Raw genomic sequence first — 17,584 nt, forward strand, 5'->3', positions numbered from 1 at the left:
CGGCGGTCACTGACCGCCCTTCTGCACGAAGCCGCGCACGAACTGCTCGGCGTTGGACTCCAGGACGTCGTCGATCTCGTCGAGCAGCGCGTCGACCTCCGAGTCCCGCGACTGAGCGGCCGGAGCGACGGGGGTGGGGGTGTCCGGTCCGTCGTCCGGCTCGGCGTCCTCGCGGCGCGGGCGTACGTGTTCCTGACCAGCCATGGTGACCTCCCGGAGAACCGAAGCAGCGTGCTGCCGCCCACCCTAGGCCCATCTTCCGACGGTCCCGGTCCCCGCGCCCACGGTGCGGACGACGAACTCGTGGCGGTCAGGCCCCGAGCGCGTCCAGCAGGGCGGTCGCGTCGGGGCTGCGGTCCAGCAGCTCGCCCACGTGCGCGTGCGTCCCTCGCAACGGGTCACGCATCGGGACCCGCTGGAGCGTCGCGGCGCCGGGCACGTCGAACACCACCGAGTCCCAGCTGGCCGCCGAGATCTCTCCGCCGTACCGCGCCACGGCCTCGCCGCGGAAGTAGGCGCGGGTGTCCCGGGGCGGGTGCAGCACCGCGTCGGCGACGTCCTCCGCACTGACCAGGAGCTCGACCGCGTCCGCCTGGACCAGCCGGTGGTACAGGCCGCGCTCGGGCCGCACGTCGGACCACTGCAGGTCCATCGCCGCCAGGCGCGGGTGGTCCCACGCCAGGTGGTCGCGACGGCGCATGCCCTCGAGCAGGCGCAGCTTGGCCAGCCACTCGACCTCGCGGGCGCACGACGCCGGGTCCGTGCCCAGCCGGTCGAGCACCGAGGCCCAGCGCGCGAGCACGTCGGCGGTCTGCGCGTCGGGCTCGTCGCCGGTGTGCGCGAGCGTCGACAGGACCGCGTCGAGGTACTCGCGCTGCACCTCGAGAGCGGTCAGGCGGCGCCCGTCCGCGAGCTCGAGGCGAGCCGTGAGGGTCACGTCGTGGCTCACCACATGGACGGCGTGCACGGGGTCGCGCAGCGTCAGCCGGTCGATCGCCGCCAGCGCTCCCCCGGACCCGCTCTCGGCGACCGCGCGCTCGATGAGCCAGAGGGCCAGCGACGTGGTGCCGAGCCGCAGGTACGTGGCGACCTCGAGCATCGTCGCGTCACCGATGATCACGTGCAGCCGGCGCCACCGGTCCGGGTCGGCGTGCGGCTCGTCACGTGTGTTGATGATCGGGCGGCGCAGCGTGGTCTCCAGGCCGATCTCCGCCTCCATGTAGTCGGCGCGCTGCGACAGCTGGAAGCCCGGCTCCTCACCGCGCTGGCCCAGACCGACCCGGCCCGCACCGGTGAACACCTGGCGGGTGACGAAGAACGGGATCAGCCGCGCCGCCAGGTCGTGGAAGGGCACCGCCCGGTCAACGAGGTAGTTCTCGTGCATGCCGTAGGTGGCGCCCTTGCCGTCCACGTTGTTCTTGTAGAGCGCGACGTCCGGCAGCGCCGCCGTCGAGGCGAGCGCCCGGACGGACGCGAGCATCACGCGCTCGCCCGCGCGGTCCCAGCGGACGGCGTCGAGCGGGTTGGTGACCTCCGGCGACGAGTACTCCGGGTGCGCGTGGTCGACGTACAGGCGCGCACCGTTGGTGAGGATGACGTTGGCGGCGCCGGGATCCTCGTACTCCTCGGCGGTGGCCCGCGGCAAGGCCTGTGGGCCGTCAGGTGACCGCCCGTCGCCCGAGGGCGCGGGCTTCTCGGGGTCGTCGGTGAGCAGCGACGGGTGCGCCGAGGCCCGCTGCAGGTGGAACCCGCGGGCGTCGTGCAGCGGGTCCTCGTCGTCGTAGTCCCAGCGCGCCTTGGTCCGCGCACCCTCGCGCGCCGCGGCGTGCACGGCGACGACGTGGCTGGACAGCAGCATCGGGTTGGCCAGCGGGCGTCCGGGCTGGAGGATCCCGTACTCGGTCTCGATCCCCATCACGCGGCGCACGGTCACGGGACCCACCCTAGGGTCCCGTGACCGTGGGCCGACGCGCGCGTCCGCCTACAGGTACTGACCGGTGCTCGTGACGTTCTCGATGGTGCGCGAACCCTCGGCGCCCTTCTTGCCCTGCACGATCGTCCGGATGAAGACGATGCGCTCGCCCTTCTTGCCGGAGATGCGCGCCCAGTCGTCGGGGTTGGTCGTGTTGGGCAGGTCCTCGTTCTCACGGAACTCGTCCACGCACGCGGTGAGCAGGTGGTCGACGCGGATGCCCCGCTGGCCGTTGCTCAGGAAGTCCTTGATGGCCGACTTCTTGGCCCGGTCGACGACGTTCTGGATCATCGCGCCGGAGTTGAAGTCCTTGAAGTACAGGACCTCCTTGTCGCCGCTGGCGTAGGTGACCTCGAGGAACCGGTTCTCGTCGCTCTCGGTGTACATGCGCTCGACGACCCGGGTGATCATCGCCTCGACCGCCGCCGTGGCCGACCCGCCGTGCTCGGCGATGTCGTCGGGGTGGATCGGGAGCGTCGGCACCAGGTACTTGCCGAAGATCTCCCGCGCACCCTCCGCGTCGGGACGCTCGATCTTGATCTTCACGTCGAGCCGGCCGGGCCGCAGGATCGCGGGGTCGATCATGTCCTCGCGGTTCGACGCACCGATGACGATGACGTTCTCGAGCCGCTCCACGCCGTCGATCTCACTGAGCAGCTGCGGCACGATCGTCGTCTCGACGTCGCTGGAGACACCGGTCCCACGGGTGCGGAACAGCGACTCCATCTCGTCGAAGAACACCACGACCGGGTGGCCCTGCGACGCCTTCTCGCGCGCCCGGGCAAAGATCAACCGGATGTGCCGCTCGGTCTCGCCGACGTACTTGTTCAGCAGCTCCGGGCCCTTGACGTTGAGGAAGAAGCTCTTCGTGTCGGCCGTGGTCTCGCCGCGCGCCGCCGCGGCCGTGGCCGCCAGCGAGTGCGCGACCGCCTTGGCGATGAGCGTCTTGCCGCATCCCGGCGGGCCGTACAGCAGCACGCCCTTCGGCGGCTTGAGGCCGTGCTCCCGGAACAGCTCGGGGTGCAGGAACGGCAGCTCGACGGCGTCGCGGATCGCCTCGATCTGCGGTCCGAGACCGCCGATGTCCTTGTAGTCGATGTCCGGCACCTCTTCGAGCACCAGCTCCTCGACCTCGGCGCGCGGGATGACCTCGAACACGAAGCCGCTGCGCGAGTCGATGGTCAGCGCGTCGCCGATGCGCACGTGCGCGTCCCGGACCTGGCCGGCGAAGCGCACGACGCGCTCCTCGTCGCCCCGGCCCACGACCAGCGCACGGTCTGTGCCCAGCAGCTCCTTGACCGTGACGAGCTCGCCGACCTCCTCGTAGCCACCGGCCTCGACCACGGTCAGTGCCTCGTTGAGCATGACCTCCTGGCCCGGCTGGAGGCGCGAGACGTCGAGCGACGGGCTGGCGCCGACATGCATCTTCCGGCCCGACGACACGATGTCGACGGTGCCGTCGGCGCGGGAGCCGAGGAACGTCGCATAGGTCCCGGGAGGCTTGGCCAGGTCGTCGACCTGGCGCTTGAGGTCGATGATCTGCTCCCGTGCCGCCACGAGCGCGTCGCTGAGGCGCTCGTTCTTGGCAGCGAGCACTGTCAGCTCTCGGTGCAGGTCCCGTCCAGGGGCTGCCGAATCGGTCATCTCGTCGGCCTCCGTTCCGCGTCGCGCGTGGTCGTCACTCCGTCCCCACCGTGCACGGCTCTGTGCCTGCTGGTCCGACGACCCTAACCACCAGTGTCAACACAGGCGGTCCGACGCGCGCAGCGAGTGCTCGACCAGCGGACGAGGCACCTCACTCGGTGCTGGTGGTCTCCGTCGGGGCAGGCGCCTGGCCTACGTCGCGGCGTGCGCGGCGCAGCTTCTTGTCCGAGACGAGCCGCTCCCCCATGGCCTCGGGCGACCAGAGCTCGGAGTCGTCCACGGCGGGCGCACCGTCGGGCGCCACCGGGTAGGCGCCCTTCGCGGGCCGACGACGGCGCTGGGGCGCCTCGACGCCGTCCGCGAGCCGGCGGGTGGTGAGCAGGAAGCCGGTGTGCCCGATCATCCGGTGCTGCGGGCGGACGGCGAGCCCCTCCAGGTGCCAGCCGCGCACCATCGACTCCCAGGCCTCCGGCTCGGTGTACCGGCCGTCGCTGCGGATGTCCTCGGCGAGCCTGGACAGCTGCGTCGTCGTCGCGACGTACGAGATGAAGACGCCGCCGGGCGCGAGCGCGTCGGCGACCGCGTCGAGGTTCTCCCAGGGCGCGAGCATGTCGAGCACGACGCGGTCCACGCTGCCGGGCTCCGCCACGGTGGGCAGCACGTCGGAGAGGTCACCGACGGACAGCTGCCACGCGGGGTGCGGCCCGCCGAAGAACCCCTCGACGTTGCCACGCGCGATCGCCGCGAAGTCCTCCCGGCGCTCGATGGAGTGCAACGAGCCGCCGTCGCCGACCGCCCGCAGCAGCGACATGGTCAGCGCGCCGGACCCGACGCCCGCCTCGATCACTCTCGCCCCGGGGTAGATGTCCGCCATGGCGACGATCTGGCCGGAGTCCTTGGGATAGACCACCGCGGCACCGCGGGGCATCGACAGGACGTAGTCGGCGAGCAGCGGGCGCACCGCGAGGTACTCGATGCCGGCGGTGTTCCGGACGACGGAGCCCTCGGGCGCGCCCAGGAGCAGGTCGTGGCTCAGGTAGCCGCGGTGCGTGTGGAACGACGCGCCCTCGGCGAGCGTGATCGTGTGCAGCCGGCCGCGCGGGTCGGTGAGCTGCACGCGGTCGCCCGCACGGAAGAGGCCGCGACGCTGCGCGGCCCCGGTGGACGTCTGGTCGGGGTTCACGGTGCCCGAGTCTAGGAGCGGATGGCGGCCACGACGTCCATCGCGCGGATCAGGCCGACCACGCGACCGTCCACGACCGCCACCACGACGGCGGAGTGCTCCGTGGCGCGGCCCACGGCCGACACCAGCTCCTGGCCCGTGAGCAGGCCGTCGACCACCGCTCCGCCGGGCAGGGGGACGGCGACGGCGGTCACCGGGGTGGTCCCCGCGACGTCGGCGGGCACGGACGCTGCGGCGGCACGGTCGACGTAGGCGGCCGGTCGGCCGTCGGGCGACAGGATGACGACCTCCTCGGCGCCGGCTGCCGCGGCGAGCGCCCCGGCGTGCGCGAGGGACTCGGTGTGCCCCACGCCGGTCGCCCGGCGTCCGACGGAGGCGACCGTGAGGAGACCGACGGCCTTCTGCGTGCGGCCGCCACGCACCGCCGCGGACGCACCGGACCAGAGGAAGGCGCCCATCAGCGCGGCCCAGACGACGTCGTAGATCTCCGGCTGGCGGCCCTGCACGAGCGGCAGCAGGAGCGCCCAGGCGAACACGGCGACGGCGACGCCGCGTCCCACCCACCCGGCGGCGACGGTCCCCGTGTGCCGGTTCTTGGTGACGGCCCACACGGCCGCCTCGAGCAGGAACCCGCCGTCGAGCGGCAGACCGGGCACCAGGTTGAACAACCCGACGAACGCGTTGGTCAGGCACCCGGACCAGACCAGCAGCCCGACGAGGCTGTTCGTCTCGACGCCCTGCGCGACCGCGAGGAACCCGGCCGCGAGCAGGAGGTTCGCGATCGGTCCGACGACGGCGATGAGCGCACTGCTGGCGGGCGTCGGCGTGGCACCACCGAACGCCGTGTGCCCGCCCCACAGGGTGAGCACGAACTCGCGCGGCTGCTGTCCGCGGGCGCGGGCCATGAGCCCGTGCGCCAGCTCGTGCACGAGCACGGAGGCGAAGAGCAGGATCACGAAGCCCAGCGCGACGACGTAGACCAGTGCGCCGAGGTGGTCCGCCCGGGCGCGGACGGTGGGCGCGAAGATCAGGGTGAGCACGACCGCGGCGATCAGCCAGCTCGGGGCGAGGATGATCGGGGCCCCGACCGCCCGGCCGATCACCCAGCCGGACGATCGTCGTGCGGGGGGTCGGGAGGCGCTCACGGGTCAAGAGTAGGTGGGGCAGCGGTGGGTCGGTGGTCCGTCGTGTGGGCGCCCCCGCCTACGCTCGAGAGGTGACAGTGCAGCACCTCGACCAGGACACGCCCGACCTCCCGTCGGCCACGCTCGCCGACGACGCGGTGGAGGAGGCGGTCGAGGTCGCGGTCGAGGCGGCGGCCGAGGTGCGACCTCCGTCGCGGCCCGGGCTGTCCCCGTCCCGGGCGAACGACTTCCTGCAGTGCCCGCAGCTGTTCCGCTTCCGCGTGATCGACCGGCTCCCGGAGCCGCCCAGCTCCGCCGCAGCGCGCGGGACGCTCGTGCACGCGGTCCTGGAGCACCTCTTCGACCTGCCGGCGCCCGAGCGGACGCTCGCGGCGGCCCACGCCCTGCTGCCCGAGCAGTGGGCCACGCTCCTGGAGCGCTCCCCCGCGATCGGTGAGCTGTTCGCGGAACCGGCGGAGCTGGCGGAGTGGCTGACCAGCGCGGAGGCCCTCCTGGCGACCTACTTCACGCTCGAGGACCCCACCCGCATCCAGCCGCGCGAGCGCGAGCTCCTCGTGTCGACGGAGCTCGACGAGGACGGCCCCCAGCTGCGCGGCATCATCGACCGGGTCGACGTCGCGCCCAACGGCTGGGTCCGGGTGGTGGACTACAAGACCGGCCGCTCACCGCGGGCCGGGTTCGAGAGTTCCGCGCTCTTCCAGATGCGCTTCTACGCGTACGTCATCTGGCGCACCCGTGGGGTGCTCCCCAAGCGCCTCCAGCTCGAGTACCTCGGCGACGGCGTGATCCTCACGCACGAGCCGACGGAGGCGGAGATGGCGACCGTCGAGGCGCGGGTGCGCTCCATCTGGGGCGGCATCGAGGATGCCGCGCGGTCCGGGGACTGGCGGCCGCGCACGTCGAAGCTGTGCGACTGGTGCTCGTTCAAGGCCCTGTGCCCCGCGTTCGGCGGTACCCCGCCCGAGATCCCCGCAGGTGCGGTCGAGCGGTCGATCGGGGTCGTGCCCGCCGCCTGAGCGGTCAGCTGGCGCGCCGCAGGTCCAGCACGGTGCCGCCGGCGATGCGGGCGAGGTCCGGCACCGTCAGGTCGGCCAGCGACGCCACGCGGCTCAGACCGGGCCGCGGCGCGAGCGCCTGCATCACCTCGACGGCGACCACCCGGGCACCGGACGCGACTGCGGAGGCGACGCCCGCGTGCGAGTCCTCGACGGCCACGCAGTCGGCGATGTCGACGCCGAGGAGCCGGGCCGCCGTGAGGTACGGCTCAGGATCGGGCTTCGGCCGCGTCACGTCGTCCCCGCAGACGACGACGTCGAACAGCCCGACGGCTGCGGCGAACGGCTCGGCGAGCCGGCGGAACGAGGACGTCACGAGCGCCATCGGCACCCCGGCCTGGTGCAGCGCGTCGAGGATCTCCTGCGCACCCTGCTGCCACGGGATGCCGCTGGCGACCCCGGCGGCCACCCGGCCGTTGAGGAAGTCGGCGATCTCGTCGTCGGTCAGGTCGACACCGCGCGACCGCAGGATCGGGGCACACACGGCCATCGAGCTGCCCACCATCGCGAGGCCGTCCTGCCGGGTCCACACGCCGCCGTGCGCCTCCACCAGCTCGGTCTCGGCGCTCATCCAGTAGGGCTCCGTGTCGATCAGGGTGCCGTCCATGTCCCAGAGGACGGCAGACGGCGCGACGAGGTCGGTGAAGGGGCTGGGCATCGGTCCATCGTACGAGGCGCGGCTGCACGGCCGGCGTGACCTCCCGACGCGCGCGGGCGTCCCGTCCCGGTCGTCGCGACGCAGCGCCTTACGCTGGGCCGATGAGCGAGACCTCCTCGGCCGACCTCCCCGTCCGCGAGACCGTGCTGCTCGCGGCGTTCGAGGGGTGGAACGACGCCGGGTCTGCCGCCACCCAGGCCCTCGAGCACCTGCACGAGGTCTGGGACGCCGAGCAGGTGGACGAGCTGGACCCTGAGGAGTACCACGACTTCCAGGTCAACCGGCCCGTCGTCGGTCCCGGACCCGACGGGCGCCGCGAGATCACCTGGCCGACGACCGCGGTGGCCGTCGCGACCGCCCCGGTGAGCGGACGGCGGGTGGTCCTGGTGCACGGCATCGAGCCGTCCATGCGGTGGCGCCGGTACTGCACCGAGCTGCTGGAGATCGCCGCCGGGCTCGGGGTCGACACGGTGGTCACCGTCGGCGCCCTGCTCGCCGACGTGCCCCACACCCGGCCCATCCCCGTGAACACGACGAGCGAGGACGCGGGCGTCCGGGACGACTTCCGGCTCGAGCCCAACACGTACGAGGGTCCGACGGGCATCGTCGGGGTGCTCCAGCACGAGGCCGCGGCGCGCGGGATGCGGGCGATGTCCCTGTGGGCAGCGGTCCCCCACTACGTCGCGCACCCGCCGTCGCCGAAGGCCACGCTCGCGATCCTGCACCGCATCGAGCAGCTGCTCGGCGAGCCGGTCCCGCTGGGCGAGCTGCCCGACGACTCGGCCGCGTGGCAGCACGGGGTCGACGAGCTGGCCGCCGAGGACGCCGAGATCGGCGAGTACGTGCACCAGCTGGAGGAGGCCAAGGACACGGCCGACCTCCCTGAGGCGAGCGGCGAGGCGATCGCGCAGGAGTTCGAGCGCTACCTGCGCCGCCGCGACAAGGGCACCGGCGGCTGAGCCGTCTTCCGCAGCGTCCGCACTCGTGGGGCCCCGAGCCCGCCCGAGTGCGGACGTCGCGAGCGCTGGTGACGGGATGTCCGCGCCTCGGAGGCCTCGTACCTGCCGGAGTGCGGACGTCGTCGGCTAGATGTACTGCCCAGGCAGGTTGGTCAACCGCGTGATGGGTGCGACCTTGCCGATGGCTGAGTGGGGTCGGTGGTGGTTGTACTGGTGGAGCCATCCTGGCAGGGCTTTGCGGCGGGCGGTCTCGGACTTGTAGTGCTCGGCGAATGCCCAGCCGGCAGCCATGGTGCGGTGGAAGCGTTCGATCTTGCCGTTGGTCTGCGGACGGTAGGGGCGGGTCTTCTTCACGGCGATCTGCAGCTCGGCGCAGGCGTCGCGCCAGGCGAAGGACCGGTAGGCCGACCCGTTGTCCGACAGGACCCGTTCGACGGTCACGCCTCGGGCGGCGAACCAGGACACCGCCCGGCGCAGCACCCCGACCGCGGTGGCCGCGGTCTCGTCGTCGTGGATCTCGGCGTAGGCGACCCTCGAGTGGTCGTCGATGACGGTGTGCACGAACGCGGTGCCCATCTTGGCCTGGTACCAGGGGTTCTTCGCCTTGCCCGGCGTGGCCGCCCTGTTCTGGTCGCCCTGCTGGCGGCCGACGAACCGCCACCCGCCGCCGTCGGGGATGTTGCCGAGCTTCTTCACATCGACGTGGATCATCGCGCCCGCGTAGGGGTGTTCGTAGCGGCGGACCGGTTCCCCGGTGCGGATGTCGACGTGGGACAGCCGGTTGAGCCGGCAGCGGGTCAGCACCGCGTGCACCGTCGAGGCCGGCATGCCCAGGCGGGCGCCGATCTGGATCGGTGAGAGACGCTTCTTCCAGCGCAGGTGCACGACCTGACGCACCAGGTGCGCCGGGGTGCGGTTCGCGACACGGTGCGGGCGGCTCGAGCGGTCACCCATCGCGCTGGAGCCCATCGCGGCATAGCGGTCGGCCCACCGCTTCGCGGTCGGCCAGGACACGTGGAACCACTCGGCCGCCCGAGCCACCGGCCAGCCGTCATCGACGATCAGCCGGCCGATCCGCAGGCGCATCACCGGGGTCAAAGCAGCATTAGCGTGGGACACGAAGACCTCCTGGTCGTCGAGCGGAACCTTCAGCAGTCCCACTCCACGCCGGGAGGTCTTCGCCTGTCCACGCTCAATCAGAGCGTGTTGTCACACTCGATCAACCAACGTCCCTGGGCAGTACAACTAGAGGCGGATCCCCAGGAGGGCGTCGAGGGTGCGACCGATGACGCCCGGGGCACCCTCGACAGGGTCAGCCGTACCGGCGAGCGACAGGTCGGCCCAGGCATCGATCGCGGCCAGGGCCGCCGGCGTGTCGAGGTCGTCGGCCAAGGCGGCCCGCACGGCGGCGAGCGTCGAGTCGGCGTCCGGGCCCCCGTTGCCGGAGACCGCCGCGCGCCAGTGCTCCAGGCGCTCCTGCGCGGCGTGCAGCCCCTCGTCGGTCCAGTCCCAGTCGTCGCGGTAGCGGTGCGCCAGGATGGCCAGGCGCACGGCCATCGGGTCCACGCCCTGCTCGCGCAGGCGGGAGACGAGCACGAGGTTGCCGAGGGACTTGCTCATCTTGTGCCCGTCGAGCCCGACCATGCCGGTGTGCAGGTGGACCCGGGCACCGCGGCCCTGGTCGAGCAGCCGTGCGTGCGACGTGCTCATCTCGTGGTGCGGGAACTGCAGGTCGGAGCCGCCGCCCTCGACGTCGAACGGGAGCCCGAGCGCGTCCCGCGCGATGACCGCGCACTCGATGTGCCAGCCCGGACGGCCCCGGCCGAGCGAGCCGCCGTCCCACGCGGGCTCGCCCGCCCGCTCGCGGCGCCACAGCAGCGGGTCGAGCGGCGCGCGCTTGCCGGCGCGCTCGGGGTCTCCCCCGCGCTCCGCGGAGAGCGCACGCATGGTGTCGTCGTCGAGACCCGCGACGGCGCCGAAGTCGATGTCCGCGGTGAGGTCGGCGTAGACGTCGCCCAGGCCGTCTGTCGTCACCGCGTCGGGCGTAGGCACGCGGTACGCGGCACCGGCGGCGAGCAGGACCTCCACGGCCTCGACCACCGCGGGGATGACCTCGACGACGCCGGAGTAGACGTCGGGCGGGATGACGGCCAGCGCCGTCATGTCCTCGGCGTAGAGCTGCGTCTGCTCCGCGGCGAGGTCACGCCAGTCGATCCCGAGCGACGCCGCGCGCTCCAGCAGCGGGTCGTCCACGTCGGTGACGTTCGACGCGTACCGGACCGTGTGACCGGCGTCGCGCCAGGCACGCCCGAGGATGTCGAACGCGACGTAGGTCGCGGCGTGGCCCAGGTGGGTGGCGTCGTACGGCGTGATCCCGCAGACGTAGAGCGTCGCGTCGGTCCCCGTCGCGGCCAGCACCAGCTGGTCGGTCGAGGAGTCCCTCACCTGGACCGGGAGGCCTCGTCCGGGGAGCTGCGGGATGTACGGGGGCGGCCAGGTGAGCACGGCGGAAGCCTAACCGGGCCACGGGGTCCACAATGCCCAGGTGACCCACCTGACATCGACCGACGACCGCAGTGAACGTGTCTGCGTGGAGACGTCCGACGGCTGGGAGCACGCGCAGGACGGGGCCCGTTCCCGTGGCGCGCGCTGGGTGATCGTCGGCTCGATGGAGGACCTGTCGGACGCTGCGCGTCGCTACGGCATCAGCGACCGCGCCATCGCGCTGCTCGAGCACCGCATCCCCGGCGCGCACCCGCCGGCCCCGAACCACGCGCAGCGCGCCCGACTCGACCGGTCACCCGACGGCGAGCTCATCCTGACGACGCCGACCCTGTCCTACGACGACGCCACGCACGACGTGAGCACGGGCACCCTGACGAGCGTCGTCGGCAAGGACGTCGTCCTCATGGCGGAGCTGGGCGACGCGCACGTGCTCGACCACGCGGTGGCCAAGCTGACCGGCGGGTTCCCCGTCCCCGACGAGGGCGTCCACCAGGTTCTCGCCGTCGTCGTGCTCACGCTCGTCGCGGAGGCGTCCGACGTCGAGATCGGCCTCGGGGACGCCGTCGCGGACGCCGAGCGCCTCGTGTTCTCCACGACTCGGCACCGCAACCCGCTGGAGCAGATCTACGACCTGAAGCGAGAGATCGCCGAGGCCCGCCGTGCGCTCAGCCCGGTGACGTCCGTGCTGCCCGAGCTCATGGCGGAGGCCGAGGAAGGACCCGGCCGGCGCCGCTCGCAGCCGTGGCTGCGCCGGGCCGAGGCCTGGGTCGACCGCCTGGACAAGCACCTCGACGGGTACGACGACCTGCTCAGCGACATGCTCTCGGTGCACCTGTCGCAGGTGTCGGTGCGGCAGAACGAGGACGTCCGCAAGATCTCGTCGTGGGCCGCCATCGCGGCGGCGCCCACCCTCGTCGCCAGCATCTACGGCATGAACTTCGAGCACATGCCGGAGCTGACCTGGACGTACGGGTACCCGCTGGCGATCGCCGCGATGGGAGCCGTCTGCTACTCGCTGTACCGGCTGTTCCGGCGGTCCGGCTGGCTCTGAGCGCTACGTCGTGACGGGTGCGCTGTTGGCGTCGAGCACGCCGGTGAGCAGCAGGATCACCACGAGCGCGGCCAGGCCGAGCCGGTAGTACACGAACGGCTTGTAGCTGAACGTGGAGACGATCTTCAGGAACACGATGATGACGAGGTAGCCGACGACGAAGGCGACGAGGGTCGCCACCAGCGTCGCCCCGAAGCCCGGCGTGCCGCCCTTGCCGAAGTCGTCGACGCTCTTGGCCAGCTGGAACAGCCCCGACCCGAACACCGCGGGGATGGCCAGCAGGAACGAGTACCGTGCGGCGGCCTCCCGCGTGTAGCCCATGAGCAGCCCACCGGTGATGGTGCCGCCGGACCGCGAGACGCCCGGCACGAGGGCGAGCGCCTGCCAGAACCCGAACTGGATCGCGTGCCGGCCGGTCAGCTCCGTGAGCTGACGCTGCTTGGCGCCCCGGCTGTCCGCCCATCCGAGCACGAGCGCGAAGCCCGCGAGCGTCAGGGCGACCAGCCACAGGTTGCGGAACGTCTGCTCGATGGAGTCCTGGAACGCCAGGCCGAGGACGACGATCGGGAGCGAGCCGAGCGCGATGAACCACGCCATGAGCGTGTCGTGGTCGGACCGCCCCAGCGGCATCCCGAGGCGTGCGCGCCAGTCGGTGCCGTGGTCGCCCCGGACCGACCGCCACCAGGCGGTGGCGATGCGCGCGATGTCCCGTCGGAAGTAGAGGATCACCGCGGTCTCGGTGCCCAGCTGGGTGATCGCCGTGAAGGCGGCGCCCGGGTCGGAGCCGAGCAGGTCACCGATGATGCGCAGGTGCGCGCTCGAGGACACCGGGAGGAACTCGGTCAAACCCTGGACGAGCCCCAGAAGGATCGCTTCGCCCAGTCCCATGGCCTCTGTCACGAGCGGACACGATAGCCGGGTGCGTTGCCGCATCAGGCCTGCGCGCGCCGATTAGTGTTGCGCCTCATGGAACAGCGCCACCTGGGCCGCACGGGTCTGCGGGTCTCCCGGCTCGGGCTCGGCACGATGACCTGGAGCCGCGACACCGACGAGCACGACGCCAAGGAGCAGCTGCGCGACTTCACGGACGCCGGCGGCACGCTGGTGGACACGTCCGCCTCCTACGCCGACGGGGGCGCCGAGGCGCTGCTCGGTGAGCTGCTCGGTGACGTGGTCCCGCGCGACGAGGTCGTCCTGTGCACCAAGGCCGGCATCCGGCGCACCAGCAGCGGCGGAGTGGTGGACGCCTCCCGCGGAGGGCTCCTGGCGTCGCTGGACGGCTCGCTGCGCCGCCTGCAGACCGACCACGTCGACCTGTGGCTCGTCCAGACGCCCGACCCGCGCACCCCGCTCGACGAGACGGTGTCCGCGCTGCGGCTGGCCGTCACCAGCGGGCGCGCGCGCTACGTCGGGCTGGCCAACCACGCCGGCTGGCAGGTGGCCCGGGCGGCGAGCCTGCTCGAGGGCGAGGTCGGGCTCACGGCCGTCCAGGCCGAGTACTCGCTGCTGCAGCGCGGGATCGAGCGTGAGGTGGTGCCCGCGGCGGTCGCGCTGGGGGTCGGGGTGCTCGCGTGGTCGCCGCTGGGGCGCGGTGTCCTGACGGGCAAGTACCGCCGGACCATCCCGGCCGACTCCCGGGCCGCGTCGCCGCACCTCGCGGGCTTCGTCGAGCCCTACCTCGCCCGGGCGTCCGCGACGATCGTCGAGGCGGTGGCCACCGCGGCCTCCGGTCTGGAGCGGACGCCGCTCGAGGTCGCGCTCGCGTGGGTGCAGGGGCGTGGGGTCGCGTCGGCGATCGTGGGCGCCCGCACCGCCACGCAGCTGCGGGCGTCGATCGCGGCGCAGGACCTGGTGCTGCCCGACGAGCTGCGCAGGGCCCTCGACGAGGTCAGCGCGCCGACGCTCGGCTACCCCGAGCGCTTCTAGCTACCGGCTGGCCTCGTCGGCGAGGTCGTCGACGTCCGCGTCGTCGTAGTCCTCGTCGTCCTCGTCCTCGTCGTCCTCGTCGTCCTCGCCGTCGTCCTCCTCCGCGAGGTAGAACGGCGTGGCCTCGCCGTGGACGGTGCCCAGCGCGTCGTCGTAGACCTCGAAGGCGTCGGCCAGGATGTCGTAGGCGTCGTCGACTGCGGGGTCGTCCTCGCCGTGCGGTGCGGCGACGGCGGTGTAGTGGGCCTCGAGGGCTGCGATCAGGCGGTCCAGCGCGGCACGCGGGTCGACGGTCATGCGACGACCGTAGTCGTCTGCGAGGCACAATGGCAGCGCGTAAGGTTCTCCGGCACGAGGCTCGGACTCTCTATCGTCGCGGCGCAGCGCCGTTGCGGGACGGGGTGGCGAATGGCACACGGTCAGACACGGACGAAGCGGCCCGACTGGGTCGCGCAAGGTGGTCAGTACGAGTACCGCGTGCTGCGGATCCCGGCGGCGACGTCCCGGAACGACGCGCGCCGGATGCTGACCGAGCAGGCCGAGCTGGGCCGCTGGGAGCTGTCGAGGACGCTCCTGTTCGCCGGTGGCGAGCGCAAGGTCTGGCTGCGGCGCAAGATCATCCGTGTGCGCAGCACCCTGACGGAGACCTCGGGCTAGGGGGCGTCGAGCGCTGCGTCGTCCTCGACGCGCGGACCCGCTGAGTCAGCAGGTCCGCAGGAGCCGGTCCAGGACGCGGGTGCCGAAGCGCAGGGCGTCCGACGGCACCCGCTCGTCGACGCCGTGGAACATGCCCGCGAAGTCGAGGTCGGCCGGCAGCCGCAGCGGCGCGAAGCCGTAGCCGCGGATGCCGAGCCGCGACAGCGACTTGTTGTCCGTGCCCCCGGACAAGGTGTACGGGAGCACGGTCGCGTCGGGGTCCTCGGCCAGCAGCGACTCGACCATCCGGTCGACCAGGTCCCCGCTGAACGGCACCTCGAGCGCCGTGTCGTGGTGGATCCGCTCGATGCTCACGTGCTCCCCCGCCAGCTCGGTGACGGTCCGCACGAACTGGTCCTCCAGGCCCGGCAGGTAGCGGCCGTCGACCGTCGCCTCCGCGGAGCCGGGGATGACGTTCGCCTTGTAGCCCGCGGTCAGCTGGGTGGGGTTGGTGGTGTGGCGCAGCGTCGCCCCGACGAACTTCGACGCCGGGCCGAGCGCGGCCACGAGCCGGTCGACGCCCTCGGGGTCCTCCGGGTCGAACGGCAGCCCGGTGAGCTGGGCGACGCCCTCGAGCAGCGCACTGACGGTGGGCGTCAGCTGCAGGGGCCAAGCGTGCCGGCCCAGTCGCGCGACCGCCTCGGCCAGGTGCGTCACGGCGTTGTCGGCGTTGACCTGGCTGCCGTGCCCCGCACGCCCGTCGGCGACGAGCCGCATCCACGACAGCCCCTTCTCGGCGGTCTGCAGCAGGTAGGCGCGCCGGCCGTCGACGTCGACCGAGAACCCGCCGACCTCGCTGATCGCCTCGGTGGCGCCCTCGAACAGCTCCGGACGGTGGTCGACCGCCCAGCGCGCCCCCAGGCTGCCGCCGGCCTCCTCGTCGGCGAACATCGCGACGACGACGTCCCGCGCCGGCCTGCGCCCTTCCCGGGCCATCTGCCGGACGACGGACAGGATCATCGCGTCCATGTCCTTCATGTCGACGGCACCGCGGCCCCAGACCAGGCCGTCCCGCTCCTCGGCGCCGAACGGGTCGACGGACCAGTCCTCGGCCCGCGCCGGCACGACGTCCAGGTGACCGTGCAGCACGAGCGCGGGACGCGACGAGTCCTCGCCCTCGAGCCGCACCACGACGCTGGCCCGCCCGGGCGCGCTCTCGAACAGCTCGGGGTCCAGGCCGACCTCGGTGAGCAGGCCCATCACGTGCTCGGCGGCTGCCCGCTCCCCCGGCCCGGAGTCGTCGCCGTAGTTCGACGTGTCGATGCGGATCAGGTCACGACAGATCTGCACGACCTCGTCCTGCGCGGTCAGAGAGCTGTTGCCGGGCGCGCCGGAGGCCGGGTGGGTGACGGGCATGCCGTCCACCGTACCGGCCTCCGGTTGCGCGCTCGGCGTCAGCTCGGGGTCGCCCCCGTCAGTCCTCGACGTGCCAGCAGCGGGTCGATCAGGGGGTCACGACCGCGCAGGTCACGGAACGCCTGCATCGGGTCGAGCGAACCCCCGCGCGACAGCAGCGCCGCCCGGAACGTGTCGCCGTTGCGCCGGTCGAGCCCGCCGTTCTCCCGGAACCACTCGACCGTGTCGGCGTCGAGGACCTCGGACCAGATGTACGAGTAGTAGCCGGCCGAGTACCCGCTGGCGAAGATGTGGTTGAAGTACGTGGTCCGGTACCGCGGCGGCACCGGGGTGTAGTCGACGCCGGCGCGCTGCAGGGCGGCCGCCTCGAACGCCTCGACCTGGTCGACGTCCGTCGGGACCTCGTCGGGCGACAGCCGGTACCAGGCCTGGTCGAGCAGCGCGGCCGCGAGGTACTCGGTGGTCGCGAACCCCTCGCCGTCCTGGCGTGCCGCCAGCAGCGTGTCCACCCACTGCGACGGCATCGGCTCGCCCGTCTCGTGGTGCAGCGCGAACGACCGCAGGATCGACGGGTCCCAGGCCCACATCTCGTTGACCTGCGACGGGTACTCCACGAAGTCGCGCGGGACGGCGGTGCCGGACTGCGAGGGCCATCGCACCGCGGAGAGCAGGCCGTGGATCGCGTGGCCGAACTCGTGGAACAGGGTGATGACCAGGTCCCACGTGAGCAGCGTGGGCTCCCCCTCGGGCGGCTTCGGGACGTTGAGGTTGTTGACCACCACGGGACGCTCGTCGAGCAGCGTCGACTGGTCCACGAGGTTGTTCATCCACGCCCCGCCGCGCTTGGACTCGCGCGTCCAGAAGTCGCCGAGGAACAGGCCGAGCTCGCTGCCGTCCGCGTCGAACACCTCGAACACGCGCACGTCGGGGTGGTAGCCCACCAGGTCGTGGCGCTCCGCGAACGTCAGGCCGTAGAGCTCGGTCGCCGCACGGAACACCCCGTCGGCCAGCACCCGCTCCAGCTCCAGGTAGGGACGCAGGATGGCGTCGTCCAGCGAACGGCGCTCCTTCTTGACCTGCTCGGCGTAGAACTGCCAGTCCCACGGCTCCAGCCGGGCGCCGGGGTGGTCGTGCCCGAGCGCCTCGGCCAGGTCGGCACCCTCGGCGCGGGCGTTGGCGACGGCCACGGGAGCGAGCCGCTCGAGGATGTCCGAGACGGCCTGCGCGGTCTTCGCCGTCGCGTCGGCGGCGACGTACTCCGCGTGGTGCGCGTAGCCGAGGAGCTGGGCGCGCTCGGCGCGCGTGCGGGCCAGGCTCAGCAGGGTCGCGCGCGTGTCGTGCGGCCCGGACGCCCCACGCCCGGCAGACGCGCGGAAGACCCGCTCCCGCAGCCCACGGTCGCGCAGCGCGGCCAGCGGCGCCTGCTGCGTCGGC

17 protein-coding genes are annotated in these 17,584 nt (G+C 72.6%); 5 read left to right on the plus strand and 12 right to left on the minus strand.

The genetic code is table 11. The annotated features are described in order from the left end of the window. Positions 1-6: 6 nt before the first annotated feature. From ACXJKF_RS17430 to ACXJKF_RS17450, 5 genes are all read right to left on the minus strand, one after another. Positions 7-204: a ubiquitin-like protein Pup gene (locus tag ACXJKF_RS17430; protein ID WP_456788978.1), complete on the minus strand. Its 198-nt coding sequence runs from the start codon at positions 202-204 to the stop codon at positions 7-9. 106 nt (positions 205-310) lie between these two features. Beyond that, on the minus strand, positions 311-1,933 hold the full coding sequence (gene dop / locus ACXJKF_RS17435) for a depupylase/deamidase Dop (protein ID WP_456788979.1): 1,623 nt from the start codon (positions 1,931-1,933) through the stop codon (positions 311-313). Between the two features lie 48 nt (positions 1,934-1,981). Then, positions 1,982-3,616, minus strand: coding sequence for a proteasome ATPase (gene arc, locus ACXJKF_RS17440; protein ID WP_456788980.1), 1,635 nt, complete (start codon positions 3,614-3,616; stop codon positions 1,982-1,984). A 151-nt stretch (positions 3,617-3,767) separates the two neighbouring features. Beyond that, positions 3,768-4,799: a tRNA (adenine-N1)-methyltransferase gene (locus tag ACXJKF_RS17445; protein ID WP_456788981.1), complete on the minus strand. Its 1,032-nt coding sequence runs from the start codon at positions 4,797-4,799 to the stop codon at positions 3,768-3,770. An 11-nt stretch (positions 4,800-4,810) separates the two neighbouring features. Beyond that, on the minus strand, positions 4,811-5,944 hold the full coding sequence (locus ACXJKF_RS17450) for a site-2 protease family protein (protein ID WP_456788982.1): 1,134 nt from the start codon (positions 5,942-5,944) through the stop codon (positions 4,811-4,813). 71 nt (positions 5,945-6,015) lie between these two features. On the opposite strand from ACXJKF_RS17450, the gene ACXJKF_RS17455 reads away from it, so the two are divergent. After that, positions 6,016-6,960 (plus strand): RecB family exonuclease, encoded by a 945-nt coding sequence (locus ACXJKF_RS17455; RefSeq protein WP_456788983.1) that lies wholly within the window; start codon positions 6,016-6,018, stop codon positions 6,958-6,960. A 4-nt stretch (positions 6,961-6,964) separates the two neighbouring features. Here the strand turns inward: ACXJKF_RS17455 and ACXJKF_RS17460 are convergent, their stop codons facing one another. After that, entirely contained in the window at positions 6,965-7,657 is a 693-nt protein-coding gene (locus ACXJKF_RS17460; RefSeq protein ID WP_456788984.1) for an HAD family hydrolase, read from the minus strand. 101 nt (positions 7,658-7,758) lie between these two features. Between ACXJKF_RS17460 and ACXJKF_RS17465 the strand changes: the two genes are divergently transcribed. Beyond that, a complete protein-coding gene (locus ACXJKF_RS17465; RefSeq protein ID WP_456788985.1) occupies positions 7,759-8,616 on the plus strand; it encodes a PAC2 family protein in 858 nt (285 codons plus the stop codon). Between the two features lie 126 nt (positions 8,617-8,742). On the opposite strand, the gene ACXJKF_RS17470 is transcribed toward ACXJKF_RS17465, so the two are convergent. Together ACXJKF_RS17470 and mshC are read right to left on the minus strand one after the other, a co-directional pair. Further along, positions 8,743-9,735, minus strand: coding sequence for an IS481 family transposase (locus tag ACXJKF_RS17470; protein WP_456788986.1), 993 nt, complete (start codon positions 9,733-9,735; stop codon positions 8,743-8,745). Between the two features lie 126 nt (positions 9,736-9,861). Next, on the minus strand, positions 9,862-11,121 hold the full coding sequence (gene mshC, locus ACXJKF_RS17475) for a cysteine--1-D-myo-inosityl 2-amino-2-deoxy-alpha-D-glucopyranoside ligase (protein WP_456788987.1): 1,260 nt from the start codon (positions 11,119-11,121) through the stop codon (positions 9,862-9,864). Positions 11,122-11,206: 85 nt separating this feature from the next. Between mshC and ACXJKF_RS17480 the strand changes: the two genes are divergently transcribed. After that, entirely contained in the window at positions 11,207-12,172 is a 966-nt protein-coding gene (locus ACXJKF_RS17480; protein ID WP_456788988.1) for a CorA family divalent cation transporter, read from the plus strand. Between the two features lie 3 nt (positions 12,173-12,175). Here ACXJKF_RS17480 and ACXJKF_RS17485 read toward each other — a convergent pair whose 3' ends face one another. Further along, a complete protein-coding gene (locus ACXJKF_RS17485) occupies positions 12,176-13,060 on the minus strand; it encodes an undecaprenyl-diphosphate phosphatase (protein WP_456788999.1) in 885 nt (294 codons plus the stop codon). Between the two features lie 78 nt (positions 13,061-13,138). On the opposite strand from ACXJKF_RS17485, the gene ACXJKF_RS17490 reads away from it, so the two are divergent. Then, positions 13,139-14,098 carry an aldo/keto reductase gene (locus ACXJKF_RS17490; protein ID WP_456788989.1) on the plus strand — a complete coding sequence of 320 codons (960 nt, stop codon included), beginning with the start codon at positions 13,139-13,141 and terminating at the stop codon, positions 14,096-14,098. Here the strand turns inward: ACXJKF_RS17490 and ACXJKF_RS17495 are convergent, their stop codons facing one another. Beyond that, complete coding sequence (locus ACXJKF_RS17495; protein WP_456788990.1) at positions 14,099-14,395, minus strand: primosomal protein; 297 nt, start codon at positions 14,393-14,395, stop codon at positions 14,099-14,101. A 111-nt stretch (positions 14,396-14,506) separates the two neighbouring features. On the opposite strand from ACXJKF_RS17495, the gene ACXJKF_RS17500 reads away from it, so the two are divergent. Further along, complete coding sequence (locus ACXJKF_RS17500; protein WP_456788991.1) at positions 14,507-14,755, plus strand: DUF5703 family protein; 249 nt, start codon at positions 14,507-14,509, stop codon at positions 14,753-14,755. A 45-nt stretch (positions 14,756-14,800) separates the two neighbouring features. Here the strand turns inward: ACXJKF_RS17500 and ACXJKF_RS17505 are convergent, their stop codons facing one another. Continuing rightward, on the minus strand, positions 14,801-16,150 hold the full coding sequence (locus ACXJKF_RS17505) for a M20/M25/M40 family metallo-hydrolase (protein ID WP_456788992.1): 1,350 nt from the start codon (positions 16,148-16,150) through the stop codon (positions 14,801-14,803). Positions 16,151-16,188: 38 nt separating this feature from the next. Continuing rightward, positions 16,189-17,584, minus strand: a 1,396-nt coding sequence (locus ACXJKF_RS17510) for a M3 family metallopeptidase (protein ID WP_456788993.1), incomplete at its 5' end; no start/stop codon positions are given.

It is taken from the genome of Cellulomonas sp. P5_C5 (assembly GCF_054049655.1).